Consider the following 17195-nt stretch of genomic DNA (forward strand, 5'->3'; position numbering starts at 1 on the left):
AAAATTGAATTTTATACATGCTTAAAACCGCAATCCATCGCTACATAAACAACTTCAAAGGTTTTTCAAGAGAAGTTTGGATCCTGGCTATTATTACTTTTATCAATCGCGCCGGTACAATGGTTTTGCCTTTTTTATCTAAATATTTAAAGGAAGACTTAAATTTCACCTATAGTCAGGTGGGTTGGATTATGGTGGCATTTGGTATTGGCTCCATGCTTGGTTCTTGGTTAGGAGGTAAACTATCAGATAAGATAGGGTTTTATAAAATAATGATTTTCAGTCTTTTTACTAGTGGAGTTATGTTTTTTGGTATTCAATACATTACCAGTTTTTGGGGATTGTGTATCGGAATGTTTGCTATCATGACTATTGCAGATATGTTTCGTCCGGCTATGTTTGTTTCACTTGGAACCTATGCCAAACCCGAAAACAGAACAAAGGCATTGACATTAGTTCGTTTAGCAGTGAATCTCGGTTTTACGGCCGGCCCTGCACTGGGAGGTTTAGTTATTATGGGATTAGGTTATAAGGGTTTGTTTTGGGTAGATGGAACCACTTGTATCGTTTCGATTTTGATCTTTGCATTTTTGATAAAAGAGAAGAAAGGAACGGTGGAATACGAGCGTGAAAACGAAAAGAATGTCGAATATACTTCTGTTTTCAAAGATAAAATATTTTGGATATTTCTGTTTATATGCTTTGTAACAGCGGTCCTTTTTTTCCAGATTTTCACTACTCTGCCTTTGTACCACAACGAGAAATTTGGACTGACCGAATTTCAAAGCGGTCTTTTATTATCGTTGAACGGTCTGATTATTTTTCTTTTGGAAATGCCTATTGTAAGTATTGTTCAAAGAAAGAACATCAGTAAGCTTAAAGTTATTCTTTACGGATGTCTTTTGATGGCTATCAGTTTCTACATATTACTGATTAATATTTGGGCTGGAATTTTAATCGTAAGTATCATTTTTGTTACGTTTGGAGAAATGTTTATTTTTCCGTTTTCCAATTCGTTTGCGTTAAGCCGCGCGCCCAAAGGTCATGAAGGACGTTATATGGCTTTGTTTACCATGAGTTTTAGTTTGGCGCATATTGTGAGTTCCAAAACCGGAATGGATATCATCAGTCATTTTGGATATCAGATCAATTGGCTGCTCATGGGAACTTTGGGGCTTATTGCCTTGGCTTGTTGCATCTGGTTGCAAAAGTTATTGTTTGAGGAAAATAAGTAGTCCAATTTTTCACCTTTTTACCTTCCATTTTCCTTTCTAAAGAATGAATTTTTCTGATGAAACTTAAATTTTAGTTAAATAACTATATTTTTAGTTTGCAAACTATAAAAATAGTTGTAAGTTTGATTCAAATTTAGAAATCATGCAAAAACTAACTAATAAAGAAGAAGAAATCATGCACATCTTATGGAAGCTTAAAAAAGCATTCGTAAAAGAAGTCATGGCTGAAATCACTGAAGAACAACCACATTACAACACCCTTTCTACCATTGTACGCAATTTGGAAGAAAAAGGATATGTAGCGCACAATGCCTTTGGGAACACCCATCAATACTACCCTATCGTAAGTATTGAAGACTACAGAAAAAAATTCATGAATACAGCAATTGATAATTTTTTCAATAGTTCCTATAAGAATATGGTATCCTTTTTTGCCAAAGAAGAAAAGATTTCAGCTGCTGAATTGCGTGAGATTTTGGCAATGATTGAAACTCAAAAGCAAGAGAAATAATTCTTTTGTAAAAAATTAAACTTTAGTACAGCGTAAATAGTATAACCTTCGAAGAAACCACAGCTATGGAAGCATTGTTTATATATCTTATCAAATCAAGCGGATTAATTGGACTGTTTTATGTGGCCTATTTTTTTATGTTGCGAAAAGAGACCTTTTTCAATAGCAATCGTTGGTTTTTGTTGGCGGGCCTATTTACTTCGGTTATTTTGCCATTGGTTTTTATCACCAAAATAGTGTGGATAGAACCAGCGCCAACCGATATCGATTGGTCCAATGTTCCTATGAACACATATGCCGAAGAAAAATCATTTGAGGATTATTTGCCTATGATTACAGCGGCCGCTTACGGAATCGGGCTACTACTTTTATTGGCTAAATTTGCTTTCGATTTTTATAGTTTGAATTCCGTATTAAAAGGTAAAACTATTCAGCATCAAGCCGATTTTAAATTTGTAGATGTTAGAGAAAATTTGGCTCCTTTCTCTTATTTTAATACTATCGTTTACAATTCCACTTTATATAATGCTTCCGAATTAGAAAATATTTTAGAACACGAAAAAGTACACAGCGAACAAAATCACACGGCTGATGTATTAATTTCAAGATTGTTTTGTGTTGTTTTTTGGTTCAACCCATTCATCTGGTTGTATAAAAAAGCAATTCTTCAAAACCTTGAATTTATTGCTGATAGCGAAGCTTCCAAAAAAATATCAGATAAAAAAGCCTATCAAATCACGCTTTTAAAAATAACAACACAGGAAAATTGTGTTGCCATCACCAATCATTTTTATCAATCATTAATCAAAAAACGAATCGTTATGTTAAACAAAAATCAATCAAAAAAGAGAAATTTATGGAAATACGCCTTTGTATTACCGGTCTTAGTCGCCTTTGTGTTTTTATTCCAAATAAAAGTTATTGCAAAGGAAAGAGAGAGTCAGACTGTGTCAAAAACTGTATTGGATGTCGTTACCACTATTAGCAAGAATTTTTCAGATGAAGATTTAAAAAAGAAAGCTGAATTTTTCAAAAAAGAGTTTAATTGTGATTTAGTCTTTTCTGAAATTGAACGCAATTCCAAAAATGAAATCATTGGAATAACAGTAAACTATAGTGGAAGCGAGTACGGTAATGGTACTTATAAACAACATAGTTCGAATGCAATCAAAGATATTTACATCAAGCATGACGGATCAGGAAAAATCAATATCACTGATGCTGAAATCGATGCTAGAATTAAAAATAATGATGCTAAGATTGCACTTTCAGAAGCTCAAGAACTTGCTGTTGAAAAAGAAATCTTTATTAATGGAGAAAAAGTAAGTCAAAATGATTTGGATAAATTAGATCCGAATGAGATTACCACTATAAATGTCAATAAGAATGATGACAAACAGGAAATCCGAATCATTACGAATAAGTATGCTAAAATGGCTAATGAGAATGACATTTATATCAATGGTCAAAAAGTATCTCAAAATGAGTTAGATGTTTTAGATCAAAATACAATTGAGAGAATGGATGTGAATAACAATGAGAAAACCATCCGAATTGTAACCAGAAATGGAATACAACATCCTCAAGACAGAAATTTGCCAGTTCCCCCGACTCCTCCAACCCCACCAGTTTTAAATATTAAAACTCCTGCTCCGCCTGCGTTTCCAAAAGCGCCCAAAGCACCAAAAGGAGATCCAGTGAATGGTGATAAAAAAGCTTGGAAAGAGTTTGAAAAGAAAATGGAAGACTACGAAGCTAAGATGAAAAAATTAGAACCTCAGATGGAAGCTTTCGATAAAGAGATGGAAGAATTTGATAAGAAAATGGAGCCATTCAATAAAGAAATGGAGGCTTTTGAGAAAAAAATGAAAGTGTACGAACAACAAATGGAAGAATATCATTCTAATTTGGAACACGAAAGAAAAAAATAGAATTCTTATAAAAACCCAAAAAGACGGTCCCTCATCAAGACCGTCTTTTTTTATATCTTTGAAAAAAAAAATAACTATGTTTAAAATCCTGGCTCAAATCAACAAAATAATTCTACCCAGTTTTACCAAAAAAAGATTGGATGTCTCCAAAGCTAAGAAATGGCAATTGGCTATTATTGGCTACCGATATTATGTGACCTCTCGCGCTTTAGATTAAGGAAAATTAAGATGGATGATTAACGTCATGAAGCTTCGGAATTGGTTTCGGATTTAAAACGTCCTCTAATTTTATACAATCTTAATTTTGCACCACATTCTGAAAAACGTGGAATCGGTAATCTGATCACTGACCAGTTCTTAATAGGTAATCGCCGCAAAAATATCATTTCCTTTGATCTTTGCCCTACCATTTAGGAAAGCGAGCTCCATCAGGAAATTGCATTGTACGATTTCACCACCCAACCGTTCGACCAATTCGCAAACGGCCTTGGCTGTTCCTCCTGTTGCCAAAACATCATCATGAATCAGGATACGGTCTCCTTTTTGAATGGCATCCACATGAATCTCTAAGGTGTCAGTACCATATTCTAAATCATATGTGGCAGAAATGGTTTTATAGGGTAGTTTTTTAGGTTTTCGTACCGGAACAAAACCCACGTTCAGTTCCTGGGCGATTAGCATTCCGAAGAAAAAACCCCGACTTTCCACTCCTATTACCTTATCAATTTTTTTATCCTTGAGGGTAGAAACCAATAATTTTAGGCATTTATTTCTGGCTTCGGGATTAATTAATAAAGGAGTGATGTCTTTAAATAAAATTCCTTCTTTTGGAAAACCTTGAATATCACGTATATAATTTTCTATTGGCATATTTTTTTGATTTTATCTAAAATTTGACTTGCAAGTTACACAATTATCCCTATATTTGCACCCGCTAAGACGATCAATAACGACTGAATTAGCAATCATTAAGGCCTCGTGGCGCAACTGAATAGCGCATCTGATTACGGCTCAGAAGGTTACTGGTTTGAATCCAGTCGAGGTCACTCTTAAAAAAAGTTAAAACGAAAGTTTTAGCTTTTTTTTTGGCCTTTCCCTATCTATTTAACCAGTTAATACCACTAAAAAGAAATGGTTTGGGTGTCCTATAGAGTTGACCTTATTGGATTCAAACCGCTTCCAAAGCCTGTAAATATGATACTTGCAGAAATTCCTTGTCTTTATATTAACAATAATTTAGGTTTATAGAATCTGAGGAAGAAAAGGTCATAGGAAAATTACACCCTCAGAAGGCTCAAAAAAATGCTTAATGATGAAGGAATGAATGTTACTTTGGAATAAGCTGTAGAAATTTTGAGTTTCTTAAAAAACATGGCAAATGCTGTAGTAATAAAATTTTTAAATGAAAAAGACAAAGATTTGTAAACATGAATCACATAATAATTTACATAGCTGAATGGTCTATTTTTTTTTAGAATTAAAAGGACTGTAATGCAAAAACTGTTATAGACATGTTCAAATATAAAACTTGCTTCAGTAAAGTTATTTACTCTATATAAATAAAGCAGGATATTATTGAATGTGTTAGCTTAGCTTGTGCTCTGAATTTTGCTTGAAAATTCAGTTAGGAATTTTTATTTGTAATCTTTTATTATAAATTTACGCAACTGTCACAAAGGGCAAACCGTTAGTTAGAATTCAATAAAGAATCAAAAAAATATGAAATCAATTCAATCAATAACTTTTATTTTATTATTTATAACACAATTGGTTTTTGCACAAAGTAAGAAAGAAAAATTAGAACAACTTTTTGAATTTTACAATCAACAAAATCTATTTAACGGTTCTGTTTTTATTTCTGAAAAAGGAGAAACTTTGCTAAATAAAGGTTATGGACTATCAAATGTAGATTTAAAAAAGGAAAATAACGCTAACAGCATTTTTCAAATATATTCCATTACAAAAACTTTTACAGCAACGGTAATTTTAAAGTTAGTAGAAGAAAAAAAACTTTCATTACAGGATAAACTTTCAAAGTTCTATCCAGATTATCCCGATGCAAGTGCTATTTCAATTGAAAGTTTGTTAACCCATACCTCTGGAGTTTATGACTATACCAGAGGAAATGATATGAAAGACCAAACGGAAAAATCATTTATTGAATTTCAAAAAACAAAACCTTTGGATTTTCCAGTTGGAACTGATTGGAGTTATTCTAACTCGGGATATTATTTTCTAGGCTATGTAATTCAAAAAGTTACTGGAATGAGTTACGAAAAAGCAGTTGAAAAATACATATTTAAACCATTGAAAATGAAGCAAAGTGGTTTTGCTTTTAAAAATCTAAAAAGTGAAAATAAAGTCATTGGCTATGAGATTTTTTCTGAAAAAGAACAAAAACCATCGATTGTTTATGATCCACCTATGCCTTTTGCAGCTGGTGGAATATACTCAACTGTTGAAGATTTAAACAAATATTATAATGGACTAAAAAATTACAAAATTATCTCCAAACAAAGTTTAGAAAAAGCATATACACCTTTCAAAAAAAATTATGGTTATGGTTGGATTACAATGCCAATGTTTAAAAAAATGACAGTTGGTCATAGTGGTTATGGAGCCGGTTTTTGTAGCAATTTTGTCCAAATTCCCGAAGATGATATCTGCATTATACTGCTTACAAATACAGAAAGAGGTTTAAACACAGCCACTTATGCTATTATGAAAACTTTGTATAATTTATATGATAAAGATTACAAAATTCCAGTTGTAGCCAACATAAGCTCAGAAACTTTAAAGCAATATGAGGGAACTTATCAAGTAGAAAACAATTTTGTAATTTACCTTACAGTTGAAAACAATAAATTAAAATTGCAAAGTGGAAACGGACCCACAACTATTCTATATCCTGTAAAAGAAAATTTATTTTTCGCTGAAGAATTAATGGGTGATGTAATTTTTGAAAGAGACAAGACTTCACAAATAGAGTCATTAAGTTTTCATGTAGGAAATCAACTAAAAAAAGCAAAAAAAATATTTCCTTCTTGGGGAATTGTAGGAAGTGCCACAGAAAAAGGCTGGGAAGGTCCTGATGCAAAACTTTTTGAAACTGAAACAAAAGGAATTTGGACAATTAAAAATGTAGCTTTAAAAACAGGAGAGCTTAAATTTCGTTTTAATGACGATTGGACTTTAAATTTTGGAAAAGATATGAGCGACGGAATAATGCCAAAAGGAGATAGTATAGAAATTTTAACAGGCGTTTATGATATTATTTTGGACATAGCTGATTACGAAAAACCAAAATACAAAATTTTCAAGAAAAGTTAAAAAACAGCCTACAACAGCTAAGGGATTCGTTGCCGTGCGTAGCACGAACAATGATGGACTTGATACTATTTCTGCCACAAAAAGCTAAGGCGAATTAAGGACAAATATGTTGCAATTCTATACGTTTTTAACTTTCTTGACAAAATCATGGCACACAACTTAATAAATATTTATAAATGCAACTTAGTCATGGGGCAAATGCTTAGGTTTCGAATCATCCTCTCTACTCTAAACCTTAGCCATGGGTAAAAAAATAAAATTGTCATCAAATTTTGACTTGAATAGTTTAATGATAATAGTTTAATTTTACTTGATCAAGGTAAATTCTATGAAGCATTGCTTTTCCTCAAGTAGATGTTTTTTTACTTGACTTTATTTAATCAAAAATTTTAATTTTAACTTTTTTAACATTTAATCCCTACGATACATACAAACCTCTCTTGAATAAAAATTCAAAATAATTATCTTACAAATTCACTTGAAAATAGGCTAATTTCTTTAAATCGTTCATAAAATGGTTTGTAAATTGTTCAGTTAGGGTCACAAATTTAAAGCCCATTTCATTACGAAATGGGCTTTTTTTATGTTTTTTTTTTAATATTATACATTTTTAATTTTTAGAGATCAAGTTCAAAAGTTGGGGATTAAATAAAAAGATTGGAAGAGACTCGATTTCAAATCTGTGTTATCTGCGTGCCGATAAGTATAAGGGGGTGAACCGTAACTAATTAATATATCGATAAACAAACAAATAAATCTTTCACAGGTATCGTAATTTATAATTAAGAACAATATCTTATATTGCGGAGCCATAAAATCAGTCACGATGAAAGATCTAAAAAATTACAGTAATAAAATAAAAGCTGCTTTTGTTTTATTGGTTGTTATGCTTATTATCCTATTGAGTAATTTCAATACATTACACAATTCCAAAAAAGCAAATGAGGATATCAATACCATCTATAATGACCGATTAGTTGTAGCTCGTTATATCTTCCAGTATGCGAATGAACTTCATTTCATAAAAACAAACGCAGCACAATCAGAACTAAATGATTCCCAAAAAAAAGATAAGATTACGGCTGCCTTAAAAAACATTTACAGCATAGATAAATTATATCTAAAAACTGTTTTGACGCCAAAAGAAAAAATATCATTTGAGTCATTTTTGGCTTCATGTTTTGAGATTAATAAACAGACCCAAAATAAAAATTGGACTCAAGTTGCTGACTCAAGTAATCAGGCTCTACAAACGCTGGAGCTGCTATCACAAATTCAAATCGAGGAAGGTAGATCAAAATTGGCTAACTCCAATTCCTTGCACAAAGGGAATAATACTCTAGGCGAACTTCAGATCGCTTTACTGGTAGTTTTGGGTGGTATAACCTTATATTTATTAATAGCTAAGAAAAAGAAAATAACGGTCAAAATACCTCAATCTCCAAGTTTGAATTAATAGATAACCTTTGTCTAAAATAAGGTATTGAATAATTAATCTGTCTTTTCATTTTTCAATACCCTAACAATACAAGCTTACTTCATGAATCTTTAAACAATTTGCGTGCAATAACCAGTTTCATAATTTCATTTGTACCGGCATAAATGCGAGCAACGCGATTATCGGCATACATATGGGCTATTGGGTAGTCCCACATATATCCGTAGCCGCCAAATAACTGCAAACATTCATCAACCACCTTTCCGCACATCTCGGTTGCTGAATATTTAATCATGGAGGCACTTTCGGCAGTCAATTGATGAACTGTTACTAATTCGATACAACGATCTAAAAAAGCCTGATGAATTTGTAATTGTGTAGCACATTCGGCCAGTTTGAATTGAGTGTTTTGAAATCCAGAAATGGTGGTGTCAAAAGCGGTTCTTTCGGTAGTATAAGCAATGGTATTTTCGATGGCTCCTTGGGCAGTCCCCACTGCTGTAATCCCAACAGATAAGCGTTCACGGGCCAATTCCTGCATCATAATTTTAAAGCCTGCTTTTTCATCTCCCAATCTATTCTCTTTTGGCACTTTTACATTATCAAAAAACAACTCTGCGGTATCCTGAGATTTCATTCCAATTTTTTTAAGAGGAACGCCTTTATAGAAACCAGGCATTGACGATTCAATAATAAGTAAGGTGACGCCCTCCTCCGCTGTGTTGTGATTGGTTTTTACGGCTACTATCGCCATATCGCACATAAAACCATTGGTAATGAAGGTTTTTTGTCCGTTGACCAGATAATGATCTCCTTTGTCTTCGGCTGTGGTGCGAAGCGCTTTCAGGTCACTTCCACAATTAGGTTCGGTCATGCCAATAGCAGTTATAATCTCACCTCTGGCCATCAGCGGCAAATACTTTTGTTTCTGTGTCTCAGTGCCATATTTCAATAAATAAGGCGCCACAATATCAGAATGCAGTGAAAATCCGGGACCGGTTATCCCCTTTTTGGCAAACTCTTCAATCAACAAGGCATTAAAGGTAAAATCCAATCCTCCGCCTCCATAGATTTCAGGCATATCCAAACACAACAATCCTAATTCTCCGGCTCTTTGCCAAATGTCACGGGATACCATTCCGTTTTTCTCCCACTCTTCTAAATGATCGATAATCTCATGGGCAATGAATTCCTGAATCATGGTCTGCATCATCTTATGCTCTTCGGTCGCATATATTTTTCGCTCGATTAATAGATTTTGTAGCATTTTTTTATACATTTTTGGTTGAGAGAATGCTTGAGGTTCTGCAATCTGAATGGTTGATTATTAGCCATAATTGCTTTCTAAAGTTACATAATTTTCGTTTTAAAAAATCTGTCAGGAATACAAAATAAAAAGCAATCATCAAATTAACTGATAATTGCCTTTTCACTGGGGATATTATTTACTAAATTTAGTTTCTTCCGCTTCAAAAGGAAGTGGTAAATTTATATTTTTGAATGCTAGTAAACCGATAATCAATTGTATAAAATCAGCGCTACCTTTTTTTTCTTTATACTCCTCCTTGTTTGGGAGATGCCTGTTTTTGGGCAAGTGCAAAAGGATACCATTGCTCTTTCGGAAGTTATCCTTCAGGCCCCTCCTATTAAAACTTCCATTCAAAATACGGCAGCTGCTGTTTCGCTCATTGAAAGAAAGGATCTGAATGAAATAGATGGCGTGATATTGACCTCTGTCTTAAATAAAATCCCCGGCGTTTATATGCAGCAAGGTTCTTTGAATACTAACAGAATTACGATTCGAGGAATTGGCGCCCGAACACAATATGGAACCAATAAAATAAAAGCCTATTTTGAAAATATTCCATTGACAAATGGCGAAGGCGAAACCGTGATTGAAGATATTGATTTGGAAACCATTGGAAGTATCGAAATAATTAAAGGACCAAATTCCACCGGTTTTGGCGCAGGATTAGGAGGTGTTATTCATTTGTCAGCAAGAGAAACTCCTTTTCAGGAATCCTTTGGAAAAACAGTAAGTACTTATGGCAGTTTTGGTTTGATTAAACAAACGCTTTCTGCAGGTTATAGTGACGCCAAATCCAATCTGTTTTCCGGTTATACCCATTTGCAAAGTGATGGATTTAGAGACAATAGTGCTTATAACAGGAAATCGTTTAACTTTCAGGGAAATCAAAAAATAAGTATGGATGGAACTTTGTCTTTTATTGGGATTTATACACGTTTGAAAGCTTTTATACCCAGTTCAGTAAATGAAAAAACGTACAATGAACATCCCGAAAAAGCGGCAGCCAATTGGGAAGCAGCCCAAGGATATGAGTCTTATGACAAATGGCTTATGGGAATTGGGTACAATCATCATCTCTCGGAAAAATGGTCTCTTAACGCCAGTGTTTTTTCAAATTTGAAAACCGGAGAAGAAGCCAGACCCTTTGATATTATAGAAGAAGAAAATACCTCCATAGGAGTACGTGCCACGATAAATTACAAAGACGATTTGTTTTCGCTCCCTTTTGAAGCTAGTTTTGGAACAGAAGTATTACTGGATAAGTACGCCTTTTCCCTATTCGAAAATTTATATTTATCGCAGCCTGGTCAGGGAAGTATTGCCGGTGATGAATTCAGTAAAATAGAACAAAGTAGGGACTATAGCAATTATTTTGTTCAAATAGGACTGGAATTTTTGAAAAATCTTTATCTGGAAAGTGGCCTGGCATGGAATACAACCAATTATTCTTTAAAAGATGTTTTGCAACCCAATACGATCAACTCATCTGATACTTTCGGAACGGTTTGGTCACCCCGACTGGCACTTTCTTATAAAGTAAGAGAGGGCAAAAACATTTATGCTTCTGTTAGTAAAGGATTTTCAATACCATCGGTTGCGGAATCCCTGACTCCAGAAGGAACTATCAATACCAATTTAAAACCGGAAATAGGTTGGAATTATGAAGTGGGTTTCAAAGGGAATTGGCTGGATACCAATTTATATACAGAACTGACATTCTTTAGTACACAAATCAGCAATTTATTGGTGGCCAGACGTACTGCTGAGGACCAGTATGTTGGAACTAATGCAGGCGAAAGTAGTCATAAGGGCATAGAATTTTTTATGAATTATAAACTTCTTGAAACATCCCAATGGCAAGTTATTTCCTATTTATCTGGGGCTGTTAATAATTTTAAATTCAAAGATTTTGTGGATGGAGATAATGATTATTCTGGCAATTCACTGACGGGCGCTCCTGATTTGCAATGGAGTTTGGGATTAGACTTGAGTATAGCCGCAGACTTTAGTTTAAATACTTCGTACAGGACTGTAGGTGAAATTCCGATGAACGATGCAAATTCAAAATTTACAGATACTTATAGCTTATTGGATATTAAAGCAACCTATAGATTTAAAATCTTAAAAAGCATCTACACCGAATTATATTTTGGAGTTAACAATACCTTAGATACTCATTACGCGGCCAGTATTTTACCTAATGCGGTTGGTTTTGGTAGTGCATCGCCCAGATATTATTATCCAGGAAATCCAAGGAACTTTTATGGAGGTGTTTCACTTTCTTATCTGTTTCTATAAGGATTTAAAAATTAGTAAAGTAGCCTTAAGGTAAAGCTTTAACAATGATTTAATTAAGATAAAAATAAATTTCATAACTTTATAATGAATTGTAATTTAAATAGTTATGAGTTATAATGATATAAAAGAAATACTGGGAACAGAAGCAGAAAGTCTTCTTGATTTTAGAAATCCAAAAATATCGAAAGAATTACTACATGAACCTTCAGCTGAATTTATCGATGCTATTTTTGGATTGAGTAATCGTAATCCTCAGGTTTTACGGAGTTTAAGTAGCTTATACAACCATGGAAGGCTGGCAAATACAGGTTATTTGTCTATACTTCCGGTTGACCAGGGTATCGAACATACCGCAGGCAGCTCATTTTCTCCAAATCCACTCTATTTTGATCCAGAAAATATTATAAAATTGGCCATGGAAGGTGGCTGTAATGCCGTAGCTACCACATTTGGGAACTTGGCAATGATGTCCAGAAAATATGCGCATAAAATTCCTTTCATTGTCAAAATAAATCATAATGAACTCCTTACCTATCCTACAAAATACGATCAGATTATGTTTGGAAGTGTTTTGGACGCCTGGAATCTTGGAGCCACTGCTGTTGGTGCTACAATCTACTTTGGATCTGAAAATTCAAACCGGCAAATCATAGAGGTAGCTGAAGCTTTTGAAAGAGCTCATGAGTTAGGAATGGCTTGTATATTGTGGTGTTATACGCGAAACAATAATTTTACAAAGGATGGCACAAACTATGAAGTGGCCGCAGATATTACGGGTCAGGCCAATCATTTGGGTGTAACTATTCAGGCAGATATCATTAAACAAAAATTACCAGAAAATAATGGTGGATTTACAACGCTAAAATTCGCGAAGAGTAATCCCAAAATGTATACGGAACTTTCCTCAGACCATCCCATTGATTTATGCCGTTACCAAGTCCTTAATTGTTATGCCGGTCGCGCCGGATTAATAAATTCTGGTGGCGAATCAAAAGGTGCCTCCGATTTGGCCGAATCGATTAGAACGGCTGTAATCAATAAAAGAGCTGGCGGAACCGGACTTATATTAGGAAGAAAAGCTTTTCAACGCCCCTTTAGCGAAGGTGTTAAACTCCTTAATAGTGTTCAGGATGTCTATCTAACAAAGGAAATTGATGTAGTATAGGATTTTCGCTCAGATAAAGTCTGCCTGATTTACAGTTTATCCTATTTGTTTTTCTTTTGGAATTATTCTTTCAAAAGGATTTTTAAATTCATTTGAATTCGATACGCTTTCAGTTGCAAAATTTTGTTTCTTTGTGGCGATACCAAAATCTAAAATCCTTAAATGCCAGAATATTTTCTTGACATAACTTACGAAAACATAATTTACGATACGGAAGAAGTCAATTTTAAGGAATTTGAGAACTGTACTTTTAGCAATTGTAATTTTTCTGACTGCAACTTTATAGCGGTCACTTTTATCGATTGTATTTTTAATGATTGTATTTTCAGTAATGCAAAAATTAATCATGTCGCTTTTAGGACTGCAACTTTTAATCGTTGTGAAATTAAAGAAGTTAATTTCGCTATGTGTGATAAATTGATTTTTGAAATTGCTTTTAACGACTGTGTTTTAGACTTTTCAAAATTTTACGCTTTAAAAATAAAGGGAACGGTTTTCACCAATTGCAGCTTAATCGCATTAGATTTTATGGCAACGGATTTGACCGAAGTTGTTTTTGAAAATTGTGATCTGTACCGCTCCGAATTTGATAAAGCAATCGCCAATAAAACCAATTTCAAAACCAGTTACAACTACTCTATTAACCCAAAAACTACCAAATTGAAAAAGGCGATTTTTGCAGTAGAAGGATTAAAAGGCTTGCTTTATAAACATGATATCATTGTAAAGTAATAAATTAGAGCGGCTTTCTGATCACCTATTTTTTGAAACCAGTAACTATTGTTCCGCTAACATTTTGTCAAATCGTTTTTGCATTTCCTCAAAACTCATATCTTCTTGATGAGTGGTTATCATCCACTTATAGCCAAAAGGATCCATTACTTGCCCGACACGATCTCCATAAAACATATCTTCAACTGCCATTACAACAGTGGCACCTGCATCAATCGCTTGTTGATATACTGCGTCGGCATCTTTAACATACAATCCAAAAGACATAGGATTTCCACCAATGGTTAAAGGGCTTTTGTTACCCCATTCCAGATTCTCGTCAGCCATCATTAGTAAGGAGCCTTCAATCACTATTTCTGCGTGACCAATTAGTCCATTGGGCATCAATAAACGACCCCGTTCTGTGGCACTAAATGCTTTCTTGTAAAAGTCAATAGCGTCACTGCATCCTTTGATGGTTATGTATGCATTCAATGTGTACGCTCCTGGGTAAATGTGTGAAGTTTGCATAAATTCAATTTTTTAAGTTTAATTTTTAGTTCATAAACGGAACATTAAAATTACTCATTTTATTGAATTACAATATATTACGATAAGCAATTTAACAAAAACATAAGCTTGTTTTTCCATGTTTCAAAACAAAACGGCAAAAAAAAACCGAGGCTTATCGGTTTCGTTTTTTTTGCTTTTAAATATATACATTCGATATTGGTAGCTTCAATAATTACGAAACCAAATATTAGATAGAAATTCTTTAAAATCAAACTAACGATTTTTTCACCAAATCTTTTTTATTACGTGAAACAGGAATCCTAATTTGATCATAAAGCAGCAAAGTATATCCATCTTCTTTTAGCAGGCTTTTTACATGTTTTTTATTAACCAAATGCGATTGATGACAACGAATGAATCCATAAATACTTAACATTTCGTCATATTCGTAAAGAGGTACCGTAGAAATTATGGTTTCTCCTTCATCAGTAAAAAATAAAGTATAGCTATTTTCGCTTTCGCACCGAACTATATTTTTCACATATACAAAACGGGTTTCTTTTAGCGATGAAATGGCAATTCTGTGTTCCGAACTATTTTTACTTTCTTTTAAATGATGAAGCAAATTTTGCAATTGCAAATTTTGATTTTTATGTTTCAATCGATCGCTTGTTTTACTAACCGCTTTTTTTAACTCTTCAATATCAATAGGTTTCAAAAGATAATCAATAGCAGAAAATTTAATAGCCTGAATTCCATATTGACTAAAAGCTGTCACAAATATCACTTCAAAATCATACGAATTAAGATCTTGCAAAACCTGAAAGCCATCCTTTTCAGGCATTTGAATATCCAAAAAAACCAAATCGGGCTGACTGTTTTTAATTAATGCTATTCCTTCATTTGCTTCTGTCGAACAACCAACAATAATTACCTCTGGACAATATTTTTCCAACAATCGTTGGAGATTGATAACATTATGTGGTTCGTCGTCGATGATGACACCTTTAATCATTTTTAAGCCAGTTTTTATAATAAACAGTAATTTGTGTTCCTGATAAATTACTTTGGATCTTCATTTCAATTTTCATCTTTTTTGTAGATTGATTAAATAAAGTAATTCTGTCTTTTACCAGTTTTAAACCAAATCCTTTTTGCTCCGCTAATGTATCAAATCCTTTTCCGTTATCGGCTAATTCATAAATTAAGTCATCTCTTTTCTTTGAAATTGTAAGTGTTATTTCAGCGTTTTCTTTATTTGAAATTCCGTGTTTTATGGCATTTTCTATCAAAGGCTGAATCAAAAGAGGAAGCGTTTGTACTTCATGAACATTGATTTTTTCATCTATTGTTAAATGAAACCTAAAAGGATTTCGCAACTGTTCTAACTCAATGTAATTGTTGATGCCTTTTATTTCTACTTCAAGGCTATGTGTTTCTTTTTCACTAGAAGTAAGTGTATTTCTAAGAAGTGAACCAAAACCTACCAAATATTGATTTGCTTTTTCTATTTGATTATCGTTAAGTAAACCCTGAATAGAACCTAAAGCATTGAATACAAAATGCGGATTAAGTTGAGCATACAGCATTTTTATTTTTGATTTTTGTTCCAATCGTTTTCTTTTAGTTGTTTTCCTCATCCATAAAATATAAATGACAGAAAAAATCAAGAGAGAAAGTATTCCAACAGTAATCTTAAACCATAATGTTTGGTACCAATTTGGTTCGGTAGAAAATTTATAGACAGCGACATGCTGTGGATTGTCTTTGTAACGGACTTCAAGTTTGTACTGCGTTCCAGGTTCTTTCAAATCCAAGAAAATGATACCATTCGAGTTTATCCACTCACCGGTTTTTGAATTTATGCTAGTATGGTATTCAAAACTATCATAAGTTCTTTTTTTACCGTTAGGCTTTCTAAAAACCAAACAAAACTTTTCGTTTTTAAAATGTCTGTTTGTATTTCCTATAATTCTTGGAGCATAATCTTCAGGCCAATCATCATAAAAATTTGATTTATCTAAAAATCTATCTCTATGTAATTTGTCTATAGATTCTTGAATAAAATTTTCAAAACTTTTAGGATTTTTTAAATCTTCCGAAATTGTGCTTATAATGAAAGGTTTTCGAGCACTTTCTTTCTTCTCAAGGTGCAATTTTAAAAAAATTTCCTGTCCTTTTTTTCTAAATAAAATCAGAAGTTTATCACCGTTAACTAATGAATCCGTGTAAGGGAAATAGCCTTTTTCAAAATACTCTTTCCCGTTAAAAACATTACTTTCATTATAACTTTTTGTTTGAGTAACTAAAGCCCAATTTTTAATTATTTTATTATTTTTTAAAATCTGAATTTCCAGATTTTCAATTCTATATAAATCTTTATTTGCTTTGAGACTATCAAGGTATATAAGTCCTATAATATGTGACTTAAAATCAGTTATCTTAAGATTAATTTTTTCTCCTAATACCGTAAAATAAAATTCTCTATCTGATAAATTAGTAAAAGGTGCTAAATTATTATAAAGTCCTCTACCTTCATTAGGCGAGATATATTTATTAAGAATGAAATTATTTTCAAATCGAACAGATGTTTTGTTTAAAACAAAATAAGCACTAGTTGCAGGCTTCTCAATTACCTCTTTTGATTGGGCTAAACATAGCGAAGAAATGAACACCAATAAATAAAGGAAATTTTTCATGATTTTGATTTTTTAGTGAATAATACATTTTTTATAAAGCAAATGTAAATGCACT

General features: G+C 33.1%; 14 protein-coding genes and 1 tRNA gene. 10 read left to right on the forward strand and 5 right to left on the reverse strand.

Annotation, left to right across the window (positions count from 1 at the left end; translation table 11 throughout):
* Window positions 1-17: 17 nt before the first annotated feature.
* From ABEB23_RS10995 to ABEB23_RS11010, 4 genes are all read left to right on the forward strand, one after another.
* A complete protein-coding gene (locus ABEB23_RS10995; protein ID WP_348812646.1) occupies window positions 18-1235 on the forward strand; it encodes an MDR family MFS transporter in 1218 nt (405 codons plus the stop codon).
* A 142-nt stretch (window positions 1236-1377) separates the two neighbouring features.
* Window positions 1378-1746, forward strand: a complete 369-nt coding sequence (locus ABEB23_RS11000; protein WP_348812647.1) for a BlaI/MecI/CopY family transcriptional regulator — start codon at window positions 1378-1380, stop codon at window positions 1744-1746.
* Window positions 1747-1811: 65 nt separating this feature from the next.
* Window positions 1812-3677 carry a M56 family metallopeptidase gene (locus tag ABEB23_RS11005; RefSeq protein ID WP_348812648.1) on the forward strand — a complete coding sequence of 622 codons (1866 nt, stop codon included), beginning with the start codon at window positions 1812-1814 and terminating at the stop codon, window positions 3675-3677.
* A gap of 76 nt (window positions 3678-3753) precedes the next feature.
* The gene (locus tag ABEB23_RS11010) at window positions 3754-3894 is read left to right on the forward strand and encodes an SsrA-binding protein (RefSeq protein WP_348812649.1); all 141 of its coding nucleotides are present in this window, start codon (window positions 3754-3756) and stop codon (window positions 3892-3894) included.
* Window positions 3895-4034: 140 nt separating this feature from the next.
* On the opposite strand, the gene ABEB23_RS11015 is transcribed toward ABEB23_RS11010, so the two are convergent.
* Window positions 4035-4547 (reverse strand): adenine phosphoribosyltransferase, encoded by a 513-nt coding sequence (locus ABEB23_RS11015; protein ID WP_348812650.1) that lies wholly within the window; start codon window positions 4545-4547, stop codon window positions 4035-4037.
* Between the two features lie 102 nt (window positions 4548-4649).
* Between ABEB23_RS11015 and ABEB23_RS11020 the strand changes: the two genes are divergently transcribed.
* The 3 genes from ABEB23_RS11020 (at window position 4650) to ABEB23_RS11030 (ending at window position 8463) form a co-directional block, all read left to right on the forward strand.
* Window positions 4650-4723: transfer RNA gene (locus ABEB23_RS11020), tRNA-Arg, on the forward strand.
* 673 nt (window positions 4724-5396) lie between these two features.
* Window positions 5397-7007, forward strand: a complete 1611-nt coding sequence (locus ABEB23_RS11025) for a serine hydrolase (RefSeq protein WP_348812651.1) — start codon at window positions 5397-5399, stop codon at window positions 7005-7007.
* 826 nt (window positions 7008-7833) lie between these two features.
* Window positions 7834-8463, forward strand: a complete 630-nt coding sequence (locus ABEB23_RS11030) for an MCP four helix bundle domain-containing protein (RefSeq protein ID WP_348812652.1) — start codon at window positions 7834-7836, stop codon at window positions 8461-8463.
* 82 nt (window positions 8464-8545) lie between these two features.
* Here the strand turns inward: ABEB23_RS11030 and ABEB23_RS11035 are convergent, their stop codons facing one another.
* Complete coding sequence (locus ABEB23_RS11035) at window positions 8546-9712, reverse strand: acyl-CoA dehydrogenase family protein (RefSeq protein ID WP_348812653.1); 1167 nt, start codon at window positions 9710-9712, stop codon at window positions 8546-8548.
* Between the two features lie 255 nt (window positions 9713-9967).
* Between ABEB23_RS11035 and ABEB23_RS11040 the strand changes: the two genes are divergently transcribed.
* From ABEB23_RS11040 to ABEB23_RS11050, 3 genes are all read left to right on the forward strand, one after another.
* Entirely contained in the window at window positions 9968-12052 is a 2085-nt protein-coding gene (locus tag ABEB23_RS11040; protein WP_348812654.1) for a TonB-dependent receptor, read from the forward strand.
* A gap of 106 nt (window positions 12053-12158) precedes the next feature.
* Window positions 12159-13217, forward strand: coding sequence for a class I fructose-bisphosphate aldolase (locus ABEB23_RS11045; RefSeq protein ID WP_348812655.1), 1059 nt, complete (start codon window positions 12159-12161; stop codon window positions 13215-13217).
* 162 nt (window positions 13218-13379) lie between these two features.
* Window positions 13380-13949 carry a pentapeptide repeat-containing protein gene (locus ABEB23_RS11050; RefSeq protein ID WP_348812656.1) on the forward strand — a complete coding sequence of 190 codons (570 nt, stop codon included), beginning with the start codon at window positions 13380-13382 and terminating at the stop codon, window positions 13947-13949.
* A 45-nt stretch (window positions 13950-13994) separates the two neighbouring features.
* On the opposite strand, the gene ABEB23_RS11055 is transcribed toward ABEB23_RS11050, so the two are convergent.
* The 3 genes from ABEB23_RS11055 to ABEB23_RS11065 form a co-directional block, all read right to left on the reverse strand.
* A complete protein-coding gene (locus tag ABEB23_RS11055; RefSeq protein ID WP_348812657.1) occupies window positions 13995-14459 on the reverse strand; it encodes a VOC family protein in 465 nt (154 codons plus the stop codon).
* A gap of 250 nt (window positions 14460-14709) precedes the next feature.
* The gene (locus tag ABEB23_RS11060) at window positions 14710-15456 is read right to left on the reverse strand and encodes a LytR/AlgR family response regulator transcription factor (protein WP_348812658.1); all 747 of its coding nucleotides are present in this window, start codon (window positions 15454-15456) and stop codon (window positions 14710-14712) included.
* Window positions 15449-17140 carry a sensor histidine kinase gene (locus ABEB23_RS11065; protein ID WP_348812659.1) on the reverse strand — a complete coding sequence of 564 codons (1692 nt, stop codon included), beginning with the start codon at window positions 17138-17140 and terminating at the stop codon, window positions 15449-15451. Before ABEB23_RS11065 ends, ABEB23_RS11060 begins: the two co-directional genes overlap by 8 nt.
* Window positions 17141-17195 lie beyond the last annotated feature (55 nt).

The sequence above is a fragment of the Flavobacterium maritimum genome (genome assembly GCF_040049085.1).
Taxonomy (GTDB): domain Bacteria; phylum Bacteroidota; class Bacteroidia; order Flavobacteriales; family Flavobacteriaceae; genus Flavobacterium; species Flavobacterium maritimum.

What these genes read in the sequence shown, in the direction of transcription:
- ABEB23_RS10995 (WP_348812646.1), top strand. Translation starts at nt 18, where the DNA reads ATGCTTAAAACCGCAATCCATCGCTACATAAACAACTTCAAAGGTTTT.
- ABEB23_RS11000 (WP_348812647.1), top strand. Translation starts at nt 1,378, where the DNA reads ATGCAAAAACTAACTAATAAAGAAGAAGAAATCATGCACATCTTATGG.
- ABEB23_RS11005 (WP_348812648.1), top strand. Translation starts at nt 1,812, where the DNA reads ATGGAAGCATTGTTTATATATCTTATCAAATCAAGCGGATTAATTGGA.
- ABEB23_RS11010 (WP_348812649.1), top strand. Translation starts at nt 3,754, where the DNA reads ATGTTTAAAATCCTGGCTCAAATCAACAAAATAATTCTACCCAGTTTT.
- ABEB23_RS11015 (WP_348812650.1), bottom strand. Translation starts at nt 4,547, where the DNA reads ATGCCAATAGAAAATTATATACGTGATATTCAAGGTTTTCCAAAAGAA.
- ABEB23_RS11025 (WP_348812651.1), top strand. Translation starts at nt 5,397, where the DNA reads ATGAAATCAATTCAATCAATAACTTTTATTTTATTATTTATAACACAA.
- ABEB23_RS11030 (WP_348812652.1), top strand. Translation starts at nt 7,834, where the DNA reads ATGAAAGATCTAAAAAATTACAGTAATAAAATAAAAGCTGCTTTTGTT.
- ABEB23_RS11035 (WP_348812653.1), bottom strand. Translation starts at nt 9,712, where the DNA reads ATGCTACAAAATCTATTAATCGAGCGAAAAATATATGCGACCGAAGAG.
- ABEB23_RS11045 (WP_348812655.1), top strand. Translation starts at nt 12,159, where the DNA reads ATGAGTTATAATGATATAAAAGAAATACTGGGAACAGAAGCAGAAAGT.
- ABEB23_RS11050 (WP_348812656.1), top strand. Translation starts at nt 13,380, where the DNA reads ATGCCAGAATATTTTCTTGACATAACTTACGAAAACATAATTTACGAT.
- ABEB23_RS11055 (WP_348812657.1), bottom strand. Translation starts at nt 14,459, where the DNA reads ATGCAAACTTCACACATTTACCCAGGAGCGTACACATTGAATGCATAC.
- ABEB23_RS11060 (WP_348812658.1), bottom strand. Translation starts at nt 15,456, where the DNA reads ATGATTAAAGGTGTCATCATCGACGACGAACCACATAATGTTATCAAT.
- ABEB23_RS11065 (WP_348812659.1), bottom strand. Translation starts at nt 17,140, where the DNA reads ATGAAAAATTTCCTTTATTTATTGGTGTTCATTTCTTCGCTATGTTTA.